19 protein-coding genes and 1 pseudogene are annotated in these 24,486 nt (G+C 60.0%); 18 read left to right on the top strand and 2 right to left on the bottom strand.

The window, feature by feature from the left end:
- Window positions 1-192 precede the first annotated feature (192 nt).
- Window positions 193-1,058: pseudogene (gene aepX / locus KJQ96_RS32540) on the bottom strand (phosphoenolpyruvate mutase).
- A 524-nt stretch (window positions 1,059-1,582) separates the two neighbouring features.
- Between aepX and KJQ96_RS32535 the strand changes: the two are divergent.
- The 4 genes from KJQ96_RS32535 to KJQ96_RS32520 all read left to right on the top strand — a co-directional run bounded on the left by KJQ96_RS32535 (window position 1,583) and on the right by KJQ96_RS32520 (window position 4,220).
- Window positions 1,583-1,879, top strand: coding sequence for a hypothetical protein (locus KJQ96_RS32535; RefSeq protein WP_108523344.1), 297 nt, complete (start codon window positions 1,583-1,585; stop codon window positions 1,877-1,879).
- Between the two features lie 535 nt (window positions 1,880-2,414).
- A complete protein-coding gene (locus tag KJQ96_RS32530; RefSeq protein ID WP_190242259.1) occupies window positions 2,415-3,074 on the top strand; it encodes a Ulp1 family isopeptidase in 660 nt (219 codons plus the stop codon).
- An 84-nt stretch (window positions 3,075-3,158) separates the two neighbouring features.
- Window positions 3,159-3,344 (top strand): hypothetical protein, encoded by a 186-nt coding sequence (locus tag KJQ96_RS32525; RefSeq protein ID WP_057853200.1) that lies wholly within the window; start codon window positions 3,159-3,161, stop codon window positions 3,342-3,344.
- A 174-nt stretch (window positions 3,345-3,518) separates the two neighbouring features.
- Window positions 3,519-4,220: a hypothetical protein gene (locus KJQ96_RS32520; RefSeq protein WP_213290427.1), complete on the top strand. Its 702-nt coding sequence runs from the start codon at window positions 3,519-3,521 to the stop codon at window positions 4,218-4,220.
- 712 nt (window positions 4,221-4,932) lie between these two features.
- Here KJQ96_RS32520 and KJQ96_RS32515 read toward each other — a convergent pair.
- Entirely contained in the window at window positions 4,933-5,355 is a 423-nt protein-coding gene (locus KJQ96_RS32515) for a hypothetical protein (RefSeq protein ID WP_213290426.1), read from the bottom strand.
- Between the two features lie 924 nt (window positions 5,356-6,279).
- On the opposite strand from KJQ96_RS32515, the gene tssA reads away from it, so the two are divergent.
- The 14 genes from tssA (at window position 6,280) to tssM (ending at window position 24,196) form a co-directional block, all read left to right on the top strand.
- On the top strand, window positions 6,280-7,884 hold the full coding sequence (gene tssA, locus KJQ96_RS32510) for a type VI secretion system protein TssA (protein WP_108523285.1): 1,605 nt from the start codon (window positions 6,280-6,282) through the stop codon (window positions 7,882-7,884).
- Between the two features lie 38 nt (window positions 7,885-7,922).
- Window positions 7,923-8,414 (top strand): type VI secretion system contractile sheath small subunit, encoded by a 492-nt coding sequence (gene tssB, locus KJQ96_RS32505; protein WP_213253699.1) that lies wholly within the window; start codon window positions 7,923-7,925, stop codon window positions 8,412-8,414.
- A gap of 33 nt (window positions 8,415-8,447) precedes the next feature.
- Window positions 8,448-9,932 (top strand): type VI secretion system contractile sheath large subunit, encoded by a 1,485-nt coding sequence (gene tssC / locus KJQ96_RS32500; protein WP_213253700.1) that lies wholly within the window; start codon window positions 8,448-8,450, stop codon window positions 9,930-9,932.
- 12 nt (window positions 9,933-9,944) lie between these two features.
- The gene (gene tssE / locus KJQ96_RS32495; RefSeq protein WP_108523288.1) at window positions 9,945-10,340 is read left to right on the top strand and encodes a type VI secretion system baseplate subunit TssE; all 396 of its coding nucleotides are present in this window, start codon (window positions 9,945-9,947) and stop codon (window positions 10,338-10,340) included.
- A gap of 4 nt (window positions 10,341-10,344) precedes the next feature.
- Window positions 10,345-12,093: a type VI secretion system baseplate subunit TssF gene (tssF, locus tag KJQ96_RS32490; protein WP_108523289.1), complete on the top strand. Its 1,749-nt coding sequence runs from the start codon at window positions 10,345-10,347 to the stop codon at window positions 12,091-12,093.
- A complete protein-coding gene (tssG, locus tag KJQ96_RS32485; protein ID WP_213253702.1) occupies window positions 12,057-13,043 on the top strand; it encodes a type VI secretion system baseplate subunit TssG in 987 nt (328 codons plus the stop codon). Before tssF ends, tssG begins: the two co-directional genes overlap by 37 nt.
- A 435-nt stretch (window positions 13,044-13,478) precedes the next feature.
- Window positions 13,479-13,991 carry a papain-like cysteine protease family protein gene (locus KJQ96_RS32480; RefSeq protein WP_190242163.1) on the top strand — a complete coding sequence of 171 codons (513 nt, stop codon included), beginning with the start codon at window positions 13,479-13,481 and terminating at the stop codon, window positions 13,989-13,991.
- A gap of 213 nt (window positions 13,992-14,204) precedes the next feature.
- Window positions 14,205-14,672, top strand: a complete 468-nt coding sequence (locus KJQ96_RS32475; protein WP_108522794.1) for a hypothetical protein — start codon at window positions 14,205-14,207, stop codon at window positions 14,670-14,672.
- A gap of 393 nt (window positions 14,673-15,065) precedes the next feature.
- Window positions 15,066-15,194, top strand: a complete 129-nt coding sequence (locus tag KJQ96_RS41500; RefSeq protein WP_256441700.1) for a hypothetical protein — start codon at window positions 15,066-15,068, stop codon at window positions 15,192-15,194.
- Window positions 15,195-16,084: 890 nt separating this feature from the next.
- Window positions 16,085-17,812 carry a type VI secretion system-associated FHA domain protein TagH gene (gene tagH, locus KJQ96_RS32470; RefSeq protein ID WP_213290425.1) on the top strand — a complete coding sequence of 576 codons (1,728 nt, stop codon included), beginning with the start codon at window positions 16,085-16,087 and terminating at the stop codon, window positions 17,810-17,812.
- Window positions 17,812-18,321, top strand: a complete 510-nt coding sequence (gene tssJ / locus KJQ96_RS32465) for a type VI secretion system lipoprotein TssJ (protein ID WP_213290424.1) — start codon at window positions 17,812-17,814, stop codon at window positions 18,319-18,321. Before tagH ends, tssJ begins: the two co-directional genes overlap by 1 nt.
- Before the next feature lie 74 nt (window positions 18,322-18,395).
- Window positions 18,396-19,736, top strand: a complete 1,341-nt coding sequence (tssK, locus tag KJQ96_RS32460; protein WP_256441699.1) for a type VI secretion system baseplate subunit TssK — start codon at window positions 18,396-18,398, stop codon at window positions 19,734-19,736.
- Between the two features lie 14 nt (window positions 19,737-19,750).
- On the top strand, window positions 19,751-20,623 hold the full coding sequence (icmH, locus tag KJQ96_RS32455; RefSeq protein WP_256441698.1) for a type IVB secretion system protein IcmH/DotU: 873 nt from the start codon (window positions 19,751-19,753) through the stop codon (window positions 20,621-20,623).
- A gap of 12 nt (window positions 20,624-20,635) precedes the next feature.
- Window positions 20,636-24,196: a type VI secretion system membrane subunit TssM gene (gene tssM, locus KJQ96_RS32450; RefSeq protein WP_213290421.1), complete on the top strand. Its 3,561-nt coding sequence runs from the start codon at window positions 20,636-20,638 to the stop codon at window positions 24,194-24,196.
- Window positions 24,197-24,486: the final 290 nt, after the last annotated feature.

Here is a 24,486-nt window from a genome sequence, read left to right as displayed (position 1 = left end):
GCACTGTGCTTATCACTGTCCAAAGGACAGTTCTCAACATCAGAGACCACCTCGCAAGGCGGCCCCCGCCGGCCCCGCCGGAGGCTTACGGTCAGAACGCCGCAGGGCTTTGCCGAGTAATTCGAGATCGATGCCACAGGAGGAGCCGGAAACTATTGCGACATCGGCGTATGTTGCAGCGCGGATGAGACGCTATTTGCCGTCGGTCAGGGTGAGGGGAGATATCGGCGCGTCCGCGCGGGCAAGTTCGTCGTATCTCAACAGCTGGAAGGCCTCGTCGAGCGTCGCAATATTGGGTTCAATGCTCGCAGTGGTCTCCTCAGCGATGATACGACCGCAGACCTGCCGCATTGCCGCTATGCAACTCGCATGGAGTGGTTGGCCCAGATCACTGTGGAGATGCGCGCATTGCGATACGCAGAGACCGGCGTTCGATAGTATTTCGTTGGAACGATCACGACTGGCAACCGGTTCCGCCAGGCGCGTGCGAACGAAAGGATCTCGTCTGCGGCGCTCTTGCGCGAGTGAATGAGGATCGCATCGGCTCCCGCGTCGGCGTAAGCGTGAGCGCGCAAGATTGCTTCGTCCATTCCATGGCCGCCGATTAGCGCTTCGATCCGGGCCACAAGGACCAAGTCGTCCGCGACTGTATCCTTCATGGCACGCAAGCGGCCGGAGAATTCATCGATATCGGCGAGGGGATGCCTATCGCCAACAAGCGAGTTCATCTTGGGGAAGCAACTGTCCTCCAGTGCGACGCCAGCAGCGCCACGCTGACGGAGTTTGCGTGCCAGCAGACGAGCATTGTTGAAGTTCCCGAAGCCTCCGTCCCCATCAACAAGCACAGGGAGCTCAGTCGAGTCCACGATGCGCTCAACTACGAGTTGGCTCCAGGACGCTTCGTTGGCATCGCGGTATCCGAGGGAGCAGGCAATCGACAAACCCGACGCCCAGAGACCCTTGAAACCTGCGCGCTCGGCGATCGCGGCGGAGAGGCCGTCATGCGCTTCCATGAGGAATGAGAGTTCGCTGCTGGAGCAGACCTGAGCGCGCAGCATTTCAGTGAGTGAGGAATCAGCGCGTGGATCAGAGCCACTGGCGGGAACAGATTATTGTGATTGGTTTTGCATGCCGATTCCTTGCCGGTGCGTTTGATCGGCCGACGTTCATCAGTGGAAGGTGACATGTTTCTGTCATCGAGATCAATTACGAGGGTTGGTAGTTGACCGTGCCGCAAAATTGTTGCGTCTCGCGCCAGACGAGCAGGAATCGTAGTTAAGCCAAAACGATCACAAGATGTTTGATGGTTGGTAGCGGAAATTGAGAGACGCACGTGTATCCCATGCGCCAATCGAGTTGCCTTCCCGTGCATCGTTGATCTTGTATTTTGCGCGGTTTTGAGACTGCGTGACGCGCGATAAGGGTTCAGTTCGCTCGCGTTCTGCGACCCTCGCATAAGGGTTTGGCGTTTCGGAGTACGCCCGAGCGGCTCGCGATCCGGACTCGGTCGCATTGTACGGGAACTCTCTAGTCGATCGTGTCACGTACGTGTCTAACTCCGTTCAGCTCGCTGATCATGAGCATGGGGAAGGTTGCGCGGGACGGACGCGAAGTCCTGGTCCCTCTTGTGGAGATGAATTCAAGGGACCTGCCGGACCACGATGCCCGTTACTTGATCGCGGTAAGTGACGGTGATAGTGCTCCGCATGGCGTGGTCTCCGATCCGGTGCTCCAGCGCCGGATGTTCGAGGTTGATTACCGCGGAGACTATGCCGCCTTCAATTCCAACCAATCCGGGATGGGACCTTGGGAGGACGCAGCCAATGTTGCCATCGCGGTCTGCAAGGGCCGAGCCATCATCGACCTTCGGCCATCTTGAGCGACCGGCGCCTCCTGGATCTAGCGCCGCTTGGAGCCACTTGGATCTGCCAGCCCAGTTGTCACACCCCCCGGTTGACATACAGGCCATCGTGCCGGCGGAGGACTTCCCACGTGCGAAGGACTTCACACATATCGTCGGCTTGGGATGGGACCATAGTTGCCAATCAGCGCCCGATGCCCTGATCGGTTCACTGAACAGAAAAGGCCTCCTGCCGACGACACCGCTCCGGTCGCGAGCACATTTTTACATCCATGGTCGGCCTTACACGACGAAGTTGGGGCAAGGAACAAGGGAGGCGACCCCAAACAATCTGGGAGGACTTGGCGTTCTGCTCATCCCTGGACATGGACTCGAATCTCACGAGCCGTTAGGGGCGGGCATCGAAAGCTTCCCGGGATATATGGGAGAAACATCGTCATCAACCAGGGCTGCGACGTCTGCGATGTCGACGAAGAATGCCAAAGGCTGTGGGCTGTGGTCGTGTTTTAAGTCAGGGGTTGGCAAAGCCCTCCGAGGGAGTCGTCGCGAAAAGTTGTCCGGCCATCTGGATCAATCGGATGGACAGGCCTCAGGATCGGGCATCCCGCTGCAGCCTCCGCTGGTGCTCGGTCCCACGGAATTGTTGGGTGACGAGCATATCACGGCGGATTACACACTGCTTGAGCGGGAGTTGCAGAGGGACAATTCGGATCTGGCCGCCCGGACGCGGTTCCTGCGGCCCGCGCAAGCTCATCTGCTGCGCTTGACCAAGGACGAAGACACCCGGCAGGAAACCTTGCGGGGGATCGTCAACGACGAGGATGGTAACGATACCGCCAACTTCCTGTTCGTGCCAGTGAACGATGGCGGTGTCGGTGGCGGCGGTACGCATTGGTCGCTGCTGCTCGTTGATCGCCGCGAGCCGGAAGGGAGGGTTGCCTATCACTACAACTCCATCCGGAGATCTAACAGCACCGGGGCAAGCCAACTCGCAGGAAGGCTGGGCACTCGCCTTGAACCAGCCCGCATGGCCCGACAGGGGAACAATTATGATTGCGGCGTCTTTGTCCTGGACGCCACACGGACGCTGGTTGGACGATTGGCGGAAGGACAGCGGCCTGACGACGAGCCGCTTCACCTGGACAACCTCGTCGCCGATCGGCAGGCACTTCGGGATCGACTCAGGGGTCGTCCGCATTTTGCGACGCGGTGACACGCTTGGGCTGATGGAGCTGGCTGGAGCGTCTCATGCCGGCACCAGAACCTTGGCCGGCTACGAGGCAACACGTGCGAGGCGATGATCCTCATGGAGGGCTGCCGCTACCTCGAAGCCGTCCGCATGAGGCGGAACTCCTCCCAGAGCACGGGAATCCAGATCGTCAAGCCGAAAGTATTGGACGACAACCCGCTCGCACCGGAGCATTCCCTGGCCGCGGTGATCGAAGCCGAGAATGCCACCGCCCGCGCCTTCGTGAATGCGTAGCTCGGCAAGGTGAAGCGTGTCCCGGACCGAAATTGAGATTGAAGGGGAGTCCAACGCCGTCCCATCGGATCTGATGCGCGCGACCCGCTATGCGTCCTTCAAGGTGAGGGCGCCGAGGCATGCTCGGCCGCCGGCGCGGACGCGAGCAGGCCCGTCGAGGCCGCCAAGGACGAATTGCAGCGACTGTTCGGCGAAGAGCGTGAGGCGACAAAGGAACGCGAGGTCTATGATGCCGCCTGGAAGGCCTACAATGTGCTGGTTGGCCAGGCGCCAGGCCCCTTCCAAGTCGCTCTCGGATCCGTCGTCGACGAGCTGCAGCGAGCGATGGCGACCGCAACCGACATGCGCAAGACGCTAAAAGATCTCTGCGGCCAGCGAGATTGCGCGAAAGCGCAACAGATATTAGAACTGGAGGCCGAGCGGACGAAGCTGGAACAGAAGTCGTCGCAATGTCGCGAAGCGACCCGCAACGCCGAGAGGATAGTGGCCGACGCGGCGAGGGATCTTTCCGACGCGCGGCAGGTGCTGGCCGCCGCGGTCCTCGAACGGGATGCCAGGGCGCTGCCCGAGCATGACGTTGCGCACGGGGTGCGCTTGCGCGTCCTCGGCTTCCTGAACGATGCACGGGACTTCTGGCGCGAGCACAAGCAGAGGCTCGAGACCGCGAAGACGCGTGAGGATGAAAGCCTTGCGGCGCGAGAACGCGACCATGAGGCTTGTGCAACCGACGTCATGTCATTTCCCGACGTGCCCATGCCGCAGCTCGCGCGGCTTTTGAACGCCGATCGCTCGGCCCGAGATCTCGGCGTGCCATGGCCGCCGCCGTGTCCTCGAAGGCTTCGTCTCCCGATCCCACAAACGGTTCGATCGGAGTGATCCTGCTCGACGATGCCTTGGGCGGGGCTGGACGCGGAGCATTTTGTCAAGATGCTGAAGTTCAATCCGTGATGCGGGACTGCAAATTATCGCGGTTTGATCAACGCGGGATGACGACTGGCGACGGCACATTCCGAACCTTGCCTGCTCAGTTCCCACAGCTTGGCGGACTTTAGCCGTCCTTAATTCCGGGGATCAGATTAATGTTTGCGCCGAGCGGATTGTTGGGGGTCGCTTCCCGTATCCCTGCCCCCAGCTGCGCCGTGTAGGGCTGACCACGAATAAACAGGTTTGTCGCCTGGAACGGCCCCGGGAGGACGCCTGTTCGGTTCAGTGCGCCGATCAGGACGTTGGGGGCCGGTTGGAACCCATCATTCCAGCCCAAGGGCACAATGTGTCCGAAATCATCCGTCGGCGCCCAAGCCGGTATTGCGGCTGCCGGACAGGATGACTGTTGCGGCTGAACCAACTCGCACGAAGCCCGACTGTCGTGAGCATCGTTTCGCATTTCGTAAAGTAAGGCCGTATCAAAATTCAAACTGCCATCGGGGTCCGGTAGAGGCGACAGTGGTAATTTAATTCCAATGGCGTCTCCGGCACAACGAGCAGTTGTTCGAGCGACTCCTGGAATGAGTTGAACTGCGGACCGTCTTCCCCCGCTGCCGACAATGGCCCGTCGACTTCCATCTCCCGCTCCAGCAGCGCCAGCAGCTCAAAATAGTTGCCGCTGATGGCCGCCGCCGCGGGAGACGCCTGCAACGAGGTGTGCTGCGAGGTGCCTTTCCCCGGGGGGCGACCGTGATCCGTCTATTTCCGTCTCCCGCGATAGCAGCTCCAGCAGATTTAAGTCGTTGTCGTTGATGGCTGCCGCGGGAGACGCCTGCAGCAAGGCGAGCTGCGGGGCGACTTCCCCCGCGGCTGACGATGGCCCGTCGACTTCCATCTCCCGCTCCAGCAGCTCCAACAGATCTAAGTCGTTGTCGCTGATGGCTGCCGCGGGAGACGCCTGCAGCGAGTTGTACGTCCAAAGCAGCTTCAATTCGATGCGCAGCGAGTGGCTATTTCTGACGCGCCTGAATTCCTTGCCATCTTCCTGCAGCGAATGGTCGTCGAGGCGGCCTGCTATCGCGCTCATGTGCTGCGTCTGGAGCTACTCACTGAACTTGCGAAGCATGGTAGCGGCCCTGCTGACACTGTACGGTTTTTCGAATCCCTGCCATGGAGTTCCGCTCGCAATGCCCGCTCTGGCCGCCTCGGCTGCCTTTTGGATGAGAGCCGCGTCTTCGGAATAGGGAGCGAGCTGCGGGCGCAAGACTTCCAGCGCTCTGGTCCCCAACATGAAGTTCCGGAGATGAGTCAGCCCATTGAAGATTTTTCTGTCACCACACTTTAGTTTGTAAAGCTTCGCATCTTCGTCCAGCGACGCGTCGTGAGGCCGAACAACAATGCCCTGTTTTTTTCTCGGAGAGCCAGCAAGAGAAGCGGCGAAGCAATACTCGCAACGGATTGCGGCTTGAGTCGACCCGCGGCAGGCTCGCCCGCAATCGCAGCCCTCTTGATGTCATTGAAGACCTCATTGAGGCGCTCCCTATCGTCACGATGGGGCTGCATCGGGGCCTGCGGCGAGTCGCCGCTGTCGCGTAGGAACTGGGATGTTCCAACGACGAAACATCGACGTACCGTGTTGAAAAATCCTCGTCTCATTGTCTTTCCAAGTTTCGCAGGCGCGAGCGCGCGTGGCGCGTTTGCCTGCGCCCAGGCTCCAGGAGGCCAATGACTGAGCCGACCCATTAGCCACCACCAACGCTCTGATGTCGGGTTTGCAACAAGCTGTCGGGGCCATGACGTCTTCGATTGAGAGAATCGCTCTACAAATCAAGCCATTGCAATTGGCATAAGGCTTGAAAGAGGAATGGCATCCAGCAGCGCCTGTGCAAGGAGGGGCAGTGGTGGCTTACAAGAATGTCCACTCTCAGCTTATTGTATGCGGCGGTTACGACGTTGACCGTCCTAATGTCGCGATCCGTCGCAATGCGCGTCCGCGTATGGTTTTGTCACCGTGATCGACTCATGGGTGGTGGTTCGAGACAGCATCGATGCGCGTGCGCGCCACGGCGCTGCCCCTGTGCCGGGCCCCGTGCCCACCGGCATTAATGTCCGTGATGCGGCCGAATTCGAACGGCTCGAAGCCGAGGTGCGGCGCATGGATGCCGACGGACCAGCTGCGGTTGATTGGAGCAAAGTCAGTACACTGTCGCTCCATATCCTGTCGAACCAGTCAAAGGACATTTTGGTCGCCTGCTGGGCGACCTATGGTTTGTTTCGGACTGGAGGATACCAGGGTCTTGCCGTCGGTTTAGGCGTTTTGCGCGGCATGGTGGACGCCCATTGGGAGGGCCTCTTTCCGCCGATCAGGCGGGAACGGGCGCGCGTCGGAGCGATCGATTGGCTCATTGGTCGCGTTGGACCGGAGGTGGCGGAGAATGCGCCGACCGACGCCGACTATGCGGCAGTGCTCGCCGCCTATGAGGTGCTCGATGATCTCGATCGCCAATTGCGCGAAAAGCTGGTCAATGAGCAAGCCGCTTTGGGCAAGTTATTGAGGGCCCTGCAACCGCATTACGAACAGGCCAAGCGAGCGATCTCCGCGGCGGCTGAACGTGCGACCGAGGCCGCCCAAGCTGCCGAAGAGGCCGCTGCCGCACCGGCCGTATCCACTCCGCCGGTTGAGGAGGCTCAACCGGCAGCAGCGGAGGCATCGCTACCGGCTGGCGCCGATGGCGACTGGGCCGGCTTGATCGACCGCTTGCCTGATATGTTGCGGCAGGCTGCGGCTGTCCGGCGCGTCGCCTCGCCTTCAGACCCGAAGGTCTATCTGCTCAATCGCATTGGCTCATGGCTGCGTTTTGATGCGCTGCCGCCTGATACGGGGGGCCGCACGATGATATCGCCGCCCGACGATCACATCTTTGCGTTAGAAGCAAAGCTCGCGGCCGGTCAGCACGCCGATGTGGTGAATTTAGCCGAAGAGATCGTCTGGACAGCGCCGTTCTGGCTCGATGCTCACCGGCATGCCGCCAAGGCGCTGGAGCAAATGGGGCCGCTCTTTGAGCCGGCGGCCGCGGCGGTGCGCGCGGCAGTAGCTCTGCTGGCCACACGCTATCCGCGGACCTTGGCGTTTCAATTCGACGACGGCCGGCCGTTTGCGGACGAGGAAACGCGTGCCTGGGCCGCGGTGGGCGCAGCGGACGTGTCGACGGGCCGTGATCCTATCGATGAAGCGGTTGCCGAGGCACACAGGCTCATCGGCAGCGGGCACCGGCAGGCCGCACTCGAGAAGCTGTCGCGTGCGCTAGACCGCGCGACCGGAGAACGAGCGCGGTTCGTGGGCCAGCTTGCGCAAGCACGTTTCTGTATCGAAGCCGGATTCGTCACGACCGCCATCCCGCTGCTGGAGCACATGGAAGAGGTGATCGCCGAGCGCAACCTCGGAAGCTGGGAGCCTGGGCTTGCGCTCGACGTCGCCGAATTGCGCTTTCGTGCGCTGACTCATTCTGATTCGCTGCAAATGCTTGACGGGCCGCGCCGTCGCGCCGCGATGGAAAAAATCCGAACGCGGGTCACGGCCATCGACATTGCACGCGCGAGCATGCTTGGCGCCTAGCTGGACCGTGTCGGTGGCAAAGTATTAACGGAGCTGATATGTCGCAGGAAAGCTCGGTCGCTCCAAAGGAGCGCATCAATATCCGCTTCAAGCCGGCAACAGGCAACCTCAAGGAGGATGTCGAGCTGCCGCTCAAATTGCTGGTTTTGGGCGACTTCACCGGACGGGCTGATGACCGCCCGATTGAGGAGCGCGAGCTCGTCAATATCGACAAGGACAATTTCAACGAGGTTGTCAAAAGCCAGGAACTGACTCTTCATATCTCCGCCGAGAATAGGCTCGACGACCAGCCTGAATCCGGTAAGCTGTCGGTGTCGCTGGCGTTTGAGAGCCTGAAGGACTTCGAACCCGAGCGTGTCGCACAGCAAATCCCCGAATTGCGCGCCTTGACCGAATTGCGCGCGGCCCTGATCGCCCTGAAGAGCCCCCTCGGCAACGTGCCGAGCTTCCGCAAAGCCATCCAGAATTTGCTTGAAGACCACGGCGCGCGGCCGCGGCTCTTGAGCGAGCTCACCAGCAAGAGCGAGTGAGCGGATCAGCGAGCCGTTTTGAGCGAGGGCGCTATGACCGACACAAGTGCGCAGCAGCCGGCCGAAGTCACCACCACGACCACTGACCTTTCGCTGGTGGATCAAGTCCTCGTCGAAACCAAGATGACCCCGTGCGACGAGGGTTACGACCTCGCCCGCCGGGGCGTCGCAGCTTTCCTCAGTGAGCTCATCAAACCGAGCCGCGCCGACGAGCAGGTCAACAACGCCCTCGTCGATCAGATGATTGCCGAGATCGATCGCAAGATCTCGGCCCAGCTCGACGGTGTGCTGCACATGGACGAGTTCCAGCGGCTCGAGTCGGCCTGGCGCGGGCTGAAGTTCATGGTCGACCGCACTGATTTCCGTCAGAACATCAAGGTAGAAATCCTCAGCGTCAGCAAGGATGAACTGCTGACCGACTTCGAGGACAGTCCGGAGATCGTCAAGTCCGGCCTGTACAAGCACGTCTACACCGCAGAGTACGGCCAGTTCGGCGGCCAGCCCGTCGCAGCCATGATCTCGGCCTACGAGTTTGGCAGTGGCGGCCAGGACGTCAAGCTCATGCGGTACATGAGCGCGGTGGCCGCCATGTCGCATGCACCGGTCATTGCCTCCGCTGCACCGAACATGTTCGGCGTCGAACGTCATGAGGAGATCGCGGGTCTGAAAGATCTGCAATCGGTGTTCGAGGGACCAAAATACGCCAAGTGGAACTCGTTCCGCGAAAGCGAGGACGCTCGCTATTTCGGCCTGACGCTGCCGCGCTTCCTGCTGCGCTTGCCCTATGGTCCAGAGACCGTTCCGGTGAAGGCGTTTAATTACCAGGAGGCCTCAGATGGCGAAACCGATAACTACCTCTGGGGCAACGCTGCTTTTGCCTTTGCGACGCGCTTAGCCGAAAGCTTCGCCAAATATCGCTGGTGCCCGAACATCATCGGCCCCCAGTCTGGCGGCGCAGTTGAGGACCTCAGTCTGCATACCTATGAGGCAATGGGGCAATTGCAGACCAAGGTGCCGACTGAGGTTCTCATCTCGGACCGGCGCGAGTTCGAACTAGCCGAGCAGGGCTTCATCGCGCTGACCATGCGCAAGGGGGCTGACAATGCCGCTTTCTTCTCGGCTAATTCCGTGCAGAAGCCGAAATATTACGGGAACAGCCAGGAAGGCAAGGCGGCCGAGCTCAACTACAAGCTCGGCAGCCAGCTGCCCTATATGTTCATCATCAATCGTTTCGCGCACTACATCAAAGTGCTGCAACGCGAGAACATCGGCTCTTGGAAGAGCAGGCAAGAGCTGCAAGGCGAACTGAACAACTGGATCCGTCAGTATGTCGCCGATCAGGAGAATCCGTCGGCAGAGGTGCGCTCGCGGCGGCCTTTGCGAAAGGCGGAGATCATCGTCGAGGACGTCGAAGGTGAACCGGGCTGGTATCGCGTCGGCATCGCCGTCGTTCCACACTTGAAGTACATGGGCGCGGATTTTGCTTTGACGCTCAAGGGTAAGCTCGACAAGCAGTAGAGGTGGTAGACGATGTTCGACCGCAGCCTTATGGAGCGCTTGGAGGACGGGACGGCGACCAATCAGCCCTCGTTCGACCGTTTCCGGGCAAGCGTCCTGGAAAACTTACGTCGGGTTCTGAACTCGCGCCAGGGCTGCTGCGAAACACGGCCGGACTTCGGCATGCCCGAGCTCAACGAGGCGGTCGGGCAGGGAGCCGACGCGGTCCGCGCGCTCGCCCGTTCGCTTAAGCAGCAGATCGAGACATTTGAGCCGCGCTTGAAGAATGTTTTGATCCGCTTTCATGCCGATCCCGACAACCCGCTGCAGCTGAGTTTCCACGTCAACGCGACGCTCAATTATAACGACCAGGTGGAGCCGGTTGCCTTCGATGCGATCTTCGAGAAGCACGTCCAGGTGAGGGGCTGAAGCGGTGGCCCTTAATCCCTATTACGAGGATGAGCTGTCCTATTTGCGCGAGCTCGGCACTGACTTCGCTTTAGCCAATCCGAAGCTTGCGCCATTTCTCGGGCGTGACGCAACGGATCCCGACGTAGAGCGGCTATTGGAAGGCTTCGCCTTCCTTGTCGCGCGGCTGCGCCAGAAGCTCGACAACGAGTTTCCCGAATTCGTCCACGGCCTGTTGCGGATGGTATGGCCGCAATATCTTCAATCTCTGCCGCCCATTACGACTCTGGCCTTTGCCGCGAAGCCATCGGCGAGCGCCGCGAGCCCGAACGTACCGGCCGGCACGAGCGTTCGCTCGCGTCCAATTGAGGGAACGAACTGCACGTTCGTCACCTGCTATCCAATTGACGTGCTGCCGCTGGAGATTAACGACGTTCAGCTCGAGAACCGGACAAATTCGGCTCGACTTATTTTGGGTATCAAAGCAACCGGCCAGCAAAACCTGTCATGTCTTAAGAATGGTCGGCTCCGCCTCTTCTTCTCGACGGAGCGAGAGCCACAAGTGGGGCGCTATCTGTTGACTTGGCTGTGCCGGCACGTCACGCAGGCAACCGTCACGGTGGCGGATCGACAAGTCGTCACGATCGGAGCCGCACAGATCGCACCAATCGGCTTCAGCGATGACGAGGCGGTCTTGCCCTGGCCGCGCAACGCCTTCTCAGGATTCCGGATCATTCAGGAGTATCTGAGTTACCCGTCGAAATTTCTCCACGTCGAACTGTCTGGTCTCGAGCCGGTTGGGACCCACATGGAGACGGAATGCAGGCTCAGCCTCGAGTTTCAGCGTCCGTTCCCCGCGCAGTTGCGCGTTGGCAAGGGCCAGATTTGCTTGAATTGCACGCCAGCAATCAACGTCTTCAGCCACGAGGCCTCGCCGATCCGCTTGAAGCGGACAAAGACCGAATACCGGGTGCTTGCCTCCGGTGGGCCGAACTTCAGCATCCGTTCCGTCGACCGGGTGACCGGCTATGTGCAAGGCCGCCCCGAACGCACCGAGTTTGAGCCATTCGACCTGTTACGCCACGATCTGCCCGGCGCCGAGCGCAACCGCGCTTACTTTCGCGAGCGCATCCGGCCGGCGGTGGTCGGTCGGGGCGTCGATCACTATGTGAGTTTCGTTGACCGGCTCGACATCGGCCAGCATCCGCCGATCGACGTCGCATCCCTGCAATTGACTTGCTCCAACGGACCCATCGCCGACCGGTTGCCGGTCGGTGCAGTGGATCTGCCGACCTCTGATACGCCTCGCGCGGTTACCTTCTCCAATATCACGACGGTCGTTGCAGAGGTTCCGCCACCGGTCAATGACGGCCTGTTCCGGCGGCTGACGGCCAATCTGGCGCGCAATTACGGCGCCATGGTCAACGTCGACGCGCTGCGGACCATCCTTGGCAGCTACGATTTCCGTGCGGTCTACGACGTTCAGGCGCGTCGCCGCCTGGAGTTGCTGCTCGAAGGCCTCGACCAGTTCGTGACCACCGACACCGATCACGTGGTGCGCGGCGCGGCGATCCGAATGCGAAATATCGAACTGGCCGTGGTCGACAGCAAGATCGGTGGTGAGGGCGAATTGTTCCTGTTGGGTTCGGTGCTTGACGCCTTCTTCGCGACCTTCGCCGGTATCAACATGCTGCACCGGTTTTCGGTTCGCGGCACGGAAAGCAACGCACACTACCTATGGCCAGCGAGAAGCGGATTGATCACGCCGCTCTGACGGCGCCCGACGAACGCGATGAGCTTTCGGCGTTCGGGTTCTTCTCGCTCGTTGCGCATCTCGAGCGGCGCTTCAGCGACGCTCCCCCGATCGGATCCACCGACGATCCCGCGCGGGAGGCGGTGCGCTTCCGTGCGGCGCCGACGCTTGGCTTTCCTGCCGAAGAGATCGCGGAAATCAGACAGGTCAAGGCCGCCAGCGAGCGCGTGGAGGTAGACGTCAACTTCCTCGGGCTGCACGGTCCCTCCTCCCCGCTGCCGCCCTTCTACACCGAACGGGTCATGCACGCGGACGGCATGGGTTCGCTCGGCGATTTCTTTGATTTCTTCAATCACCGTCTGATCAGCCTGCTGCTGCGGATCTGGCGGTACTACCGCCACCATTTGCGGTTCGAGGAGGGCGCAACCGACGCGATCTCGGTGCTGATTGGTACGCTCTTTGGACTCGTGCCCGGGGAAGACACAGCCAACCAACGGGAATGGCGGGCGCGGCTGCTGCCGCATGCCGGCGTCCTTGCCTTGTGCAGCCGGTCGGCCGAGCTCGTGACCGGTGTGATTTCCAGCCATCTAAATATTTCGGCCCGGGTCGAGGAATTCATCTGGCGCGAGATCGACATTCCACAAGAGGCGCAGTGGCGCCTTGGTCGGCCTGGTCTTGAGCTCGGCGTTGATACCCTTGCTGGTGAAACCATGCCAGACATCGTAGGCAAATTCCGGCTTTGCCTCGGCCCGCTCAACCAGCTGCAGTTTCGGTCGCTGCTACCCGGTTGCGAGAGCCATACCATCCTTTGCCGTCTCATTAACTTTATTCTGCGCGAGCCCTTGGCATGGGATCTCCAGCTAGAACTAGCGCTCGGACAGACGCCGGAATGGACTCTGGGCGAAGGAGAATTAGGCTGGACGACATGGATCGACCCGCCCAAGGGAACCGGAAGCCTTGTTCTGTTGTGATCGTTTTCGAGTTATTCTCGTATGGTGAAGATCATCCGCGATGCCGGGACGCTGGACCATCATGGCGCGTCATGGATCACGGGCCGGAGTCGCGGTCAACCCGGTTAGACGTTGCGCTGCGCGCTCCAATGGCTTCCATGACCGGGAGACTGCTATGCCACCGCACCGAGCCGACCCTGACTCCTTACGACCGCGAGCACGCCGTCACCTGCATGCGCCTCTTGGATGCAGATGCAGAGGGCGCGGACTGGCGCGAGGTCGCGGAGATCGCGTTGCGCATCGATCCCAGCCAGGAGCCGGTGCGCGCCCGCCGGACCCATGAGAGCCATCTCGTTCGCGCCAAGTGTGTGAGTAGGATGGCTACCGGCGGTTGGTGCCGAAGCCGTTCGGCACGCTATTTGCCCAGCTCGCTGGTAAATTTGGGGGAGCTGTAGGGTGCTGAATGTAGAGCTGGATGTTCCGCTTGTCAGCCAACAACATGGCTATGACGGCCAATTGAACATGCGACGAAACTATGCCGGAAATATACGACCGCATGGGAATAACAATTGTTGGTATGCTTGCGCTTGTATGCTGTCGTACTACTTTCGCCCGGGGCCTCGGTTGGGTCTGCCTTCCGTTTGGCGGGGCGACGTAGGCATCAACAATTACCAGTTTAACTGGTTGGCGCGCACCGAAGGATTAGAGAGGCTCGAAGAGCCAGATGACGGATTTACGCGTGATTTTATTGCCGAGACGTTGACTACACGAGGGCCAATCTGGGCTGCGCTGCGTCTGCCGTCATCCTCCGGGAACGAAATACTATGGGATGGGCATATAATAGTGTTGACTGGTCTGATAGAAAACACGTTGTGCTACAATGATCCGTTTTACCCGGCGCGTAGAGTGATCTACTTCTATAATCTTTTGTTCGACGACCTTTTCGTCAAGAATCGCGATTGGCTGTGAACACCCCTCCGCTGCGAACGCCCGAGCGAAGACACCTCACTCCTGCTTTCGTGTCCGATTGGCGACATGTAATATAAGTCCGGAAGCCGCCGCCGAGGGCTCGAGTGGTGGCCGGGCATGGCGTGAAAGCGCGCTGCTTTTGCCTCCCTTCATCGCATATGATTGTCTGCCAAGCTGGTTGCCGCGACCGTGTGATGGCTTGGTTGCTTGGTCATGACGCCCGGCGAGACAGCCAAGGCCTCGCTCAACACTTCCGCGGGCGGTTCTTCCAGCCGTCCGCGCAACTTTTGTGCGTTCGGCGCCGTCGCCTATATCGCGGCGTCGTGCAGTCCGCCAGGCCTAGACCTTGTCATCCTAAAGCGGCTTTTCCTCGCCGTGAAAGAGGACGAGATTGCGGAGCTCGTGAAGCAGAAGCCGACCGGGCTCTACACGCGCACCGCATCTGCTTTCTCTATGGATGGCTGTTGGAGCGACAAACTCAATCTGCCCGCGGCAAAGAAGGTCTCCTATGTCGATGCCGTCGATATCGATCTCCAATATGCGAGCTCCTGGCCGAATTCGGTGTGGCATCGCGTCCGCAATAACTTGCCGGGGATACCGGACTTCTGCCCGCTCGTTTTCAAGACGCAAGCACTGCCGGGTCGGCTAATACAAGGATGCGTTGGAAATCTATTCGAGTAGATTGCTTCCATGCGTCGAATGGGAGCCGACGCCACACGGCACGCCAAGGTGATAAATGATTACCGCTGACTTCTATCGGTTCTTCGATGCAAGGCCGCACGCGGAGTTTCTACGCCAATGCGCGAAGAGAACTATCGAACAGGATCTCCCAAAGGAAATTCAAATTTCTGCAGAGCTGCGACACCTTCCGTACAGGTGCCGAAAGCATGATCGAGATGCCGGAGCGGCCCCTCAAACAACCTCCGTGAATTCTTACAACAGAATGGAGGGCGGACCCCAAAGTGCGACCGCGATAATGAATTCTTCTAATCAACGTCAAACGAAGTCACGAAAATTGAGCGAGCGGCATTCTCGAATGATTCCGGATCAGCGAGCTGACCGCGCCCGATTGCCATGGAAGTAGACGAAGCAGACAAGATATTTGTGGGTGCCATCGAAACGGTAGCCAACCTCGCGGCGAAGCCCCGGCTCGCTCGCCTGATCGCGGCGCTGGAGCGTGGTCTACTCGATAAATGGCAATGATCTCAAACTCGGTTTGAAAATGTGTTATTATATCAATCATGGATAGACAAACGAGCCAACTCCTAAACCAACTCGACAAGCTCCTTCCCGAGGGGCTCATCGTGTATTCCTCCTGGCTCAAGCGGCACGGTTACCCACCCAGCTTCAGCATCAGTATGGGATAAGTGGTTGACCCGCACAGTCAACCCGACGGGTTTTCAGGAGGCCGCGTTACGAACTTCGCTGGCAGCAGGTCGTGATATCCCTGCAAGGCATCCTGAACTATTGACCGATCGTCGTGGGCGGACGGACCGGGCGCGAATTGCAAGGTTACGCCCCACTGCCTACCGCAAGCGACGACCCGTGTGCATCTCTGCGGCCCCAAGTCGACGCCATATTCGCTCGACAAGCTGCCGCTGTCCGGTTTGGTCAAGGATAGCTAGACGACACTGGGCCCGGTTGTAGCCAAAAAAGTCGTCTGAGGGTTCACCTTGTCCGGTGTCTGACGGCTGCACGAGCCTCTGTCAGTTTGAGAACACCTGCGTCATTCGCCGGACCACAGATTATTATGTCCAATCAGTGGCTTAGATTGGAGATGCCATTGGCACGATCGTTGCTACCGAAATCTGGCAACATTAACTGGCGGAGTGCACGTAGATGCGTAAAACGACCGATGCGCTCCTTTGCTTGAGTTCGCATGCCTTGTTTCTGAGAGAGAAAGCCCGCGCGGCCTCCGGTGCAGCTGAGCGCACGAAGAGATCCTTCCTTTTCACCCTGCGCAACCGGCGCATGAGACAATCGATCGGCCCAACAACAATGCTGCTCAGTAGGAAGCAATGCTGCTGCCACGGCAATTCCAATGGGACGCTCGGATGAACGCCTGTGCCGGCGAGCAAGCCTGAAGGTGCGGGATGCATTTCACACTCGGAGTCCTGGGAGAGAACGCCGAGCCCTTGGGCCGCAACGCAAGGCAGGCGTTTGGACCGGAAGGGGGCTCCATTGGTCGCGGGCGCGGTTGCAACTGGCGGCTTCCAGATCCAACCAACACGCTGTCAGGACACCACGCGTTGATCGCATTCAATGGCATCGGTTTCACGATCACCGATACAAGCACCAATGGTGTCTACATCAACACGGTGGACGCACCGCTGGGACGCGGCAATACCGCGCCGCTAGCTGATGGCGATACGCTATACTTGGCGAATTACATCATCTCGGTGATGATCGAGGACGATCCTGTCGAGGAACGTCAACGGCTCGGCTTGACGGGGTCGAAAGCGGTGCGCCTCGGCCGTACAACGCCGACGTTGCCGTCTCCTACACTCAACCAAGAGTCCGCAACTGCAGCTGTTCCGACTGCCGGACCGTTGGGAAGCGATGCGCACCTTCCTCCCGATCCCTCAATGATGACCGGCCCGCGCCAGATCTTCTATTCAGCTGCACAGTGGGAGCCGCAGGCACCTCATCCGCCATCCTTGCCTGGAGACAAGGCGCTCAGCAACGACATCGAGGCTGTGGATCCGACACTGGCAGATCTTCCCCGGCGACCGTCGAGCGCTGCCACGACCGAGAGGCCGTCCTCGCACGCGCAATCGGGAAATATCCGATCAATTCCGTTGTCGTCGGTCGACGCGCCATTTGTCGAGCCATCCCGACCGCTGCTGCCCTCTGCACCCTCCAATGGCAGAAGTGTACTGTCGAATGGCCATCCTGCGCCAATCATCCCTGAGGATCTCGATCTTGGCGATCTGTTGCCGGGACCGGCCTCGCGCCGCATGCCATCGGTGTCATCGCAGCGAACAGAAGCGCGCCTCAATGAGCCGAACGAAGCGCTCCGGATCGCGCCTAAGCCGATCGCCTCTCGTCCGACGAATCACCTCGGGAAATTGCGGGATTCTGGTTCAAGGTCGCCGCCGCCCGATGAGCGGGAGCTCGATCGGCTGCTGCTGAGCCTGAAGGAAACTGCTGCGCAGCGCGCGGTCGGCGCTCCCCAGGTGAGAACCGCAACAACGAGCGGTGCTCCGCCGTTGCCTGCGGACCCTCCATCCGACGGAGACGAACTGCAGGCGTTCTGGCATGCGCTCGGGTTCAATCCGAAACTTGTGCCACCAGCACAGCGTCGAGAGTTCTTTGCGGAACTCGGCCGTGCGATCGCCGAGATGACGAACGGCCTACATTCGATACTGGCGGCGTGGGCCATGCTCAAGAATGAGTGCCAGATCGGGCCAACGCAGACACGCGCTGGAAACGACAACGCAGTACAGTTTACCAACAGCAGTCATGCCCTGCGCGAGGCGCTTGCAAAGGATCGCGGATTCCTGTTGCTCTCGCGATCGGTGCGCGCAGGCTTCGACGACATCAAGGCCCATGAGGTCGCGGCGATCGCGGCAATGAGAGGCGCGGTCAGCAATGTGCTAACGCACATGAGCCCCCAGCGTATCGAGAGCGACGGTGCAAATAGCGGGCTTTTCGGTGCTCGCATCAATAAGGCCAAGTTGTGGGACAGATTTGTGGAACTGCACGCATCGATGGTCGGTGACATTGATCGAACGGCTCGCTCCTATATCGCAGAAGAGTTTACCCGAAGCTACGAGTCGCAACTCTCAGCACCTGGCCAGAATGAAGGGAAAACGGCGTAATGGCGCCTCCGAACAAACTTCAGCGGTTGTCCATTGTTGGCGGTGCGTTGCTGGTGGCCGCTGCAGCCAGCAGTTGTTCGACTGACAAGAGCTCTAAGACGACGCCGATCAAACTCGTGATCGAGGCCGATGAGCTCGTCAATCCAAACGCGCACGGCAAGCCGTCGCCGGTTGTCGTCCGTATCTATGAGCTGAAGTCGACGACCAGTTTCACGCAAGCGCAGTTCTTCGAGCTGTTCGACGATGACGTGAAGCGCCTCGGGCCGGATCTGGTGGCTAAGCGCGAGATCGAGCTGACGCCTGGCGAAAAACGCGAGATCGAGCGCAACACGCCGATCGAGACTCGATATGTCGGCGTGATCGCCGGCTTCCGCTCGGGCAATGATGCGCAATGGCGCTCAACTGCCGAAATCAAGCCCGATCGCGACAACAGGATCTCGGTAAAGCTGACTGCGCAGGCTGTCAGCATTGAGGTGGAGACGAGCCGAAACTGGTGGAAAATCTTCTGACCAGTCCGTCGTGATCGCAACGGCCGCCGGGCAAATGCATCTTTTGGAAAGTCAGCGAAGGGGCGCCTGAAATAATGTCTGCGACAAGCAAACCGATCTGGTCCGAAGGCATGTTGATGCGGCCGCAGCACTTTCAGCAATACGACCGCTGGATCGAGCAACTGGTCGAGAACCGCGTTTCTGGTCTGGTCGGCTACGGCTGGGGTGTTCGAAAAATTGCCTTTGATCGCAATCTTCTGGCGCTTGGCCAAGTCGCTCTTGCCGAACTTGAAGCCATTATGCCCGACGGCACGGCCCTTCGCATGCCGGAGCATGTCCGCCTTCCGATCGCACGAATCCCTCCGCCGGCTGCGAAAAACCTGCTGGTCAAGATCGCAGTGGGCACGCGCCGACAGGCCGGCAGCGACGTCTGTTCCGGGGATGCACTACCGCGCCGCCACGATCAGGAGGTCTTGCAGTTCGGGAATGCGAGCGCGCCGGAAAAGGCCCCGGTCGATATTAGCGTTGCGGCACTAACAACACGTCTCATGTTCGAGGGCGAGGAGCAGGGCGATCTGATCACGCTGCCTATTTGCCGCATCCGTGACATCGATCCGGCCGGCGCGATCACTTTGTCCGACACCTACGTTCCGCCGGCCATCGACATTCACGCAGTCCAGCCGCTCATCGCACTGTTGAACGAGGCCAGATCGCTGCTGCGGACACGCGCAGAGGCGCTTGCTGCGCGCGCGGATCCCTCGCGCACGAGGGCAGACGGAGCCGGATTGATTGATCTTGTTACTTTGTCGATCGTGAATGGTGCAGAAGCCGTGTTCGACCACTTCGCAGCAACACGTGGGCATCATCCTGAAGCCTTCTTTCGCGCGTTGCTGAGCCTTACCGGGCAGCTGTCGAGTTTCGTTGGCGATCGCCGCACACCGCAAGAAATGCCTCCCTATCGGCATGAGGATCTCGAGAGCTGCTTCACGCCGCTGGCTGATATTCTGCGTCGGCTGCTGTCTGTCGTGATCGAGAGCGCCGCAATATCGCTCCCGTTGCAGGACCGGGGCTACGGCATCCTGATCGGCCTGATCACCGACCGCACCTTGTTCCAGGGCTCTCGGTTCGTTCTCGTCGCTGTGGCAAGCGTACCGACTGAGACGTTGCGCAACCAGCTTCCGGCGCAGACGAAAGTAGGCTCGGTCGAGCAGATACGCGATCTCGTCAATCTTCAGCTCCCGGGTGTTCCGATTCGCGCGCTCGCTGTGGCGCCTCGCGAGTTGCCCTACATCCAGAATGCCGTCTATTTCGAGTTGGACCAGTCGGTGGAGCTGTGGCGTATCCTGCCGCGCTCGGCAGCCTTTGCTTTCCATGTCAGCGGTGACTACTCGGATCTCCATCTCGAGTTCTGGGCCATCCGTAGGAAACGTACCTGACGGGCCTGAAACACATGGATGAACCGACAGTCATCGGACGCAGGCCAATTGGTCCGACCCGTAACACTCAAGGCGGGCAATCGTCCGCTTGCGTTACGCCGAAGATTGCCGCCCCGACGGGCGCTCTGCCGTCGCCTGTATCTGAATCCGACGACGTATTGGGAGCTAACCCTACCGAGATCATTGTGCAATTCGAGCCAAAGGCAGTGGAGGACGCCTTGGTCGCGGCCGCGACACCGCTCCTTTTGGTCGTCGCGCAGCTTCGCATCGTCAACAATGCCGATATCGGCGCGCTGCGTCGTGGGATGGTCGAGCAAATCCGCCGCTTCGAGGAGCGTGCGGCCAAAGATCAAGCCGTCCGCAGCGACGTAACAGCCGCCCGTTACGTGATATGCGCGTTGCTGGACGAGGCGGTGATGACCACGCACTGGGGCAGTGAAAGCGCCTGGAGTGACAACAGCCTGCTCAACCAGTTCCATAACGAGACGTGGGGTGGCGAGAAGGTCTTCCAGATACTCGAACACGTACAGGCAAAGCCGGCCAAATACCTCGCCTTGCTCAAGCTCATCAACATCTGCTTGTTGATGGGGTTTGAGGGCAAATATCGCGTGGTGGAGGGGGGCCGCGAGAGGCTTGAAGACCTGCGTTCCGACGTTCAGCGTCTGTTGCGGGATTATACGAGCGAACCACCGGCCGAACTATCGATCCGATGGCGCGGCGCCAAAGTACGTACGCGGGTGCGTCGCTACGTGCCGTTGTGGATCACCTTCACCGCCGCGGCCGTCACTATGCTGATCGGCTACGGTGTCTTCCATTGGCGCCTATCGGCCGAACTCGCGCCCGTCGAGCAGCTGCTCGTCGTGATCGGCCAGTCTGGACCACGCTAAAGGGAGGTGCAGGTGTTTGGCGCTCGATTCGCGGCACTCTTTTCGGCTCGAGGCGTCATCACGCTGATTGCCTTGCTGGTGGTCGATGCGTTGATCTGGTTCGGCGCCCCTTACCTTGACCTGTTCGGTCAACATCCGCTCGGCTCGGTGATTGTTCGTGCGGCCACAATCGGCTGCCTCTCCCTGACGGTCGTCGTCATCATCCTTGTCCGTTACTGGCTGGCGCGCCGTGCTAACCGGCGTGTTATCAAGTCTTTGATGGAGAGCGAGGGCCTCGTTACGACCTCCAAAAATCGTGGCCAGGAGGAGGTCGATCTCATCCGTAGACGTTTCGAGGACGCGCTGAAGGTCCTGCGCAGTCCGGTGTTCGCCGGCAAGCGCGGACCGAGCTATCTGTTCGAGTTGCCCTGGTACATCATCATTGGGCCATCGCGCGCCGGCAAGACAACGATCCTGCGCAACTCGGGCCTCGAGTTTCCGCTGGCCGAACGGCTCGGCGTCGATCCGGTGGCGGGCGTCGGCGGCACGCGAAACTGCGACTGGTGGTTTACTGAAGAGGCAGTCTTTATCGACACGGCAAGCCGTTACACGACACAGGATACGGATGTCGAGGTCGATCGCGCGGCCTGGCACGGTTTTCTCAATCTTCTTACGATGCATCGGCGCCGGCGACCGATCAACGGGATCTTGGTTGCGATCAGCCTGTCCGATCTCTCAACGGCAGATGGTAACAGGCGCAGGCTCGTCCAGTCGATTCGTTCGCGGATACAGGAGCTGGTCAAGACATTTGGCATGCGCATTCCGGTCTATGTTCTGGTAACCAAATGCGATCTGGTACCTGGCTTCACCGAGTATTTCGACGATCTCGACCATGAAGGTCGTGCCCAGGTCTGGGGCAAGACCTTTCCTCTCGAAGGACCAGGCGATCACATCGACGACCTCGTAACACTCGAGATCCAGCAACTTGCCGAGCGGCTCGAGGGCAACTTGGCGTTTCGCATGCATGACGAACGCAATCCTAACCGTCGTGCAATGATGTACATGTTCCCGAAAGAATTGTGGAGCATCCGGACCGCGGTCGCCGGCTTCGTTAGCGAGGTCTTCCGGCCGAGCCGCTTCGAAGTGCGACCGATGCTGCGCGGGGTCTACTTGACAAGCGCTGCCCAGGAAGGAGCGCCGATTGAGAGGATGAGCGGTGCGATCAGAAGGAATTTCGGTCTGCACGCAAGCCCACCGCGGTCGTCCATCGGGCCGGGAAGGACATTCTTCATCAAGCAGTTGCTGACCGATGTGATCTTTGCTGAGCAGGGCCTGGTCGGCCGCAATCTCAAACTCGAACGCAAGCTCGCGATGGTGCACTGTGGTGGCTATCTCGCGGCGGTCATACTGGCGGTAGCCGCATTTACTCAGTGGTACGACGCCTTCGCCCGCAGCGAAATGCGCATCGCTGAAACCAGAATGGCCGCACAGACAATGCAAGCGCGCCTCAAGGAAGCGCGCGAGCCGCTGGATCTGGTAAAGCTCCTGCCGACCCTCAATGCCGCGCGCCGGCTGCGTCTGGCAGCTGGCGAGAACACTTGGGTTGCATGGCTCGGTGGCCTCGGGATTTCGGCGAACCCGGTGCTCGCGCCAGCCGCGCAACAAGCTTATGATCAGATTCTGGTCGACCGCCTGCTGCCGGTTTTTGCCCAAAGGCTTGCCGATCGCATCGATGCGCTATTGCGTACTGGCGATGAAACTCTGCTGGACCAAGTCAAGGAAATGTTCCGCACCTATTTGATGCTGAGCGATCCGAGGCATTTCGATCGCGGCAACGTCGAGCAGGCTATGCACAGGGAAGTGGTGCGTGCGTTTGCGCTCGAGACGACATCAGCGGGCGAACTGCTGGGGCATTTTTCGCGCCTCATCGAGTTGCTGCCGAAGCCCATCACGAATGACCAGAAACTCGTGATTGCGGTCGGCTCGCGGCTGATGGAACATCCCCTCGTCGAGCAGGTCTACGCCCGGCTTTTGCGCGAAGGCGCTCAGAATACGCGGCTCCGGCCAATCGACCTGGTCAGTCTGCTGGGAGCCGGCCAGCTGGAGATAAAGCCCCACGCTGTTTTCCCCGCCGTAGGCCATCAGGAGCTCCCTTCTTCGGGCGATACTGCGATCATCCCGGGCATCTTCACACGGGCTGGTTTGATCGATTTCCTGCTGCCACACCTTCCACTCATCATCCAAGACGAGCAAAGCGGCGACTGGGTCCTTGCCGGCAGCTCCTTCGACGCGGCGGATACACAACAAGTCGTGCGCAAGGTCATCGATCGCTATGTTGCCGATTACATTCGCATTTGGGGAAACGCGCTGAGCAGCGTCCGCGTCGTCAAGTTCGACGATATACAGCGCGCCTCGGCGATCCTGCGTGGGCTGGCCGGCCCGGAAAGCGCACTGCAGCAGATCATTTCCGTCGTACGCGACAATACGAACCTGCCGCCGCCCGGAGAGCAGATCGCGGCCAAGGCGGGGGAGACAACGGCCGCCGTGTTCTCGGCGGCATTCGGCGACGCCCCCTGGCCGGGAACACGGATCTCCGAAGCCTTCCAGCCTCTGGTCCAATTGAGCATAGGCGGAGCCTCGGGACAGGGGGCCAGCATGGATCGCATCCGCGATCTTTTCGGCGGCCTGTATGCAACGATGGCCAATATCGCGACCGCGCCCGATCCCGACCAGGCCGCATTTCAGCTCTTTCAGCGGCGCGTCAAGGATCCGAGCAACGATGCCTTCGGCACCTTGCGCGCTGACTCGGCGCTACGACCCGAGTTGGTCCGTACCATCATGAACGACATCGCGCTCTCGACATGGAGCGTCTTGCTTCGACAGGCACACGGTCATGTCAATGCTATGTGGACGCGGGAAGTGGCGCCGATCTGCCAAGCTGGCGTCTACGAGCGTTATCCATTGTTTGCGGCCGCGACCGAGGACGTAACTTTAAAGGACTTCAGCGATCTCTTTCGCCCCCGCGGAATCCTCGATGATTTTTTTCAGAAATACCTGTCGCCATTCGTCATCGAGGGCAGAACCGGCGTTGTGCTGGCGACAATCGACGGTGCGGCGGCGCCGATCCATGCCGATGCCCTGACTCAATTTCAGCGCGCGCAAGAGATTCGCAGGTCCTTTTTCAGCGGCTCGGGCTTCGCACCGGCCGTGAAGTTCAGCATCAAGCCGCTCTATCTCGCCTCTAAACTTCTGCGCGCGACTTTTGTCATGGATGGCAGGGAGATCGTCTATCGTCACGAGGCGCCCCGTGCCTATGACCTTAAATGGCCGAGTCTAACCGATGCAAGCACAGCCTCCGTCACACGTGTCTCCGTGGATGGAACTGAGGAGAAGGTTGAGCGCTCAGGCCCTTGGGCTCTGTTCCGTCTCATCGACGCCTCGCGGCCCTCCTCGCGTGGCGCTCCCGACCGTTTCACGATCACGATCGGTCGACCTGACCGGCCCGACGTGACCTATGAACTGCGGCCGGACAGTGTAAGCAATCCGTTCAGCTTGGGTGCCCTTCGTTCGTTCCGATGTCCGGATCACCTATGATAGGAGCGCCGTGAGAGTTCTTTTTAGCTTTTTCGGGGGGAGGCGGGCACATGCCGCTGGCGGCACCTTGGCCCGAGGGGTTGGTTCGGCCGCAACGCTGGTACGCCGTCCCCTGGTGGCGACGAGTAAGCTACGCAACACGTGCCAGGTAGGCCGCAACCAGATCGTAACGGCAACACCGTATCACGAGCTCAACGGATTATTGGCGGTCGACGTTCCGACGGGCAGGGTTCTGCCTTGCGCTCTTGCGCAACAGGCTATCAACGACACGAGTGCGATCGTCGAATGCC

Source organism: Bradyrhizobium sp. sGM-13, from assembly GCF_018398875.1.
Classification (GTDB): domain Bacteria; phylum Pseudomonadota; class Alphaproteobacteria; order Rhizobiales; family Xanthobacteraceae; genus Bradyrhizobium.
Note: the sequence above shows the minus strand (reverse complement) of the source record. Positions and strands in the feature narration are given on the sequence as shown.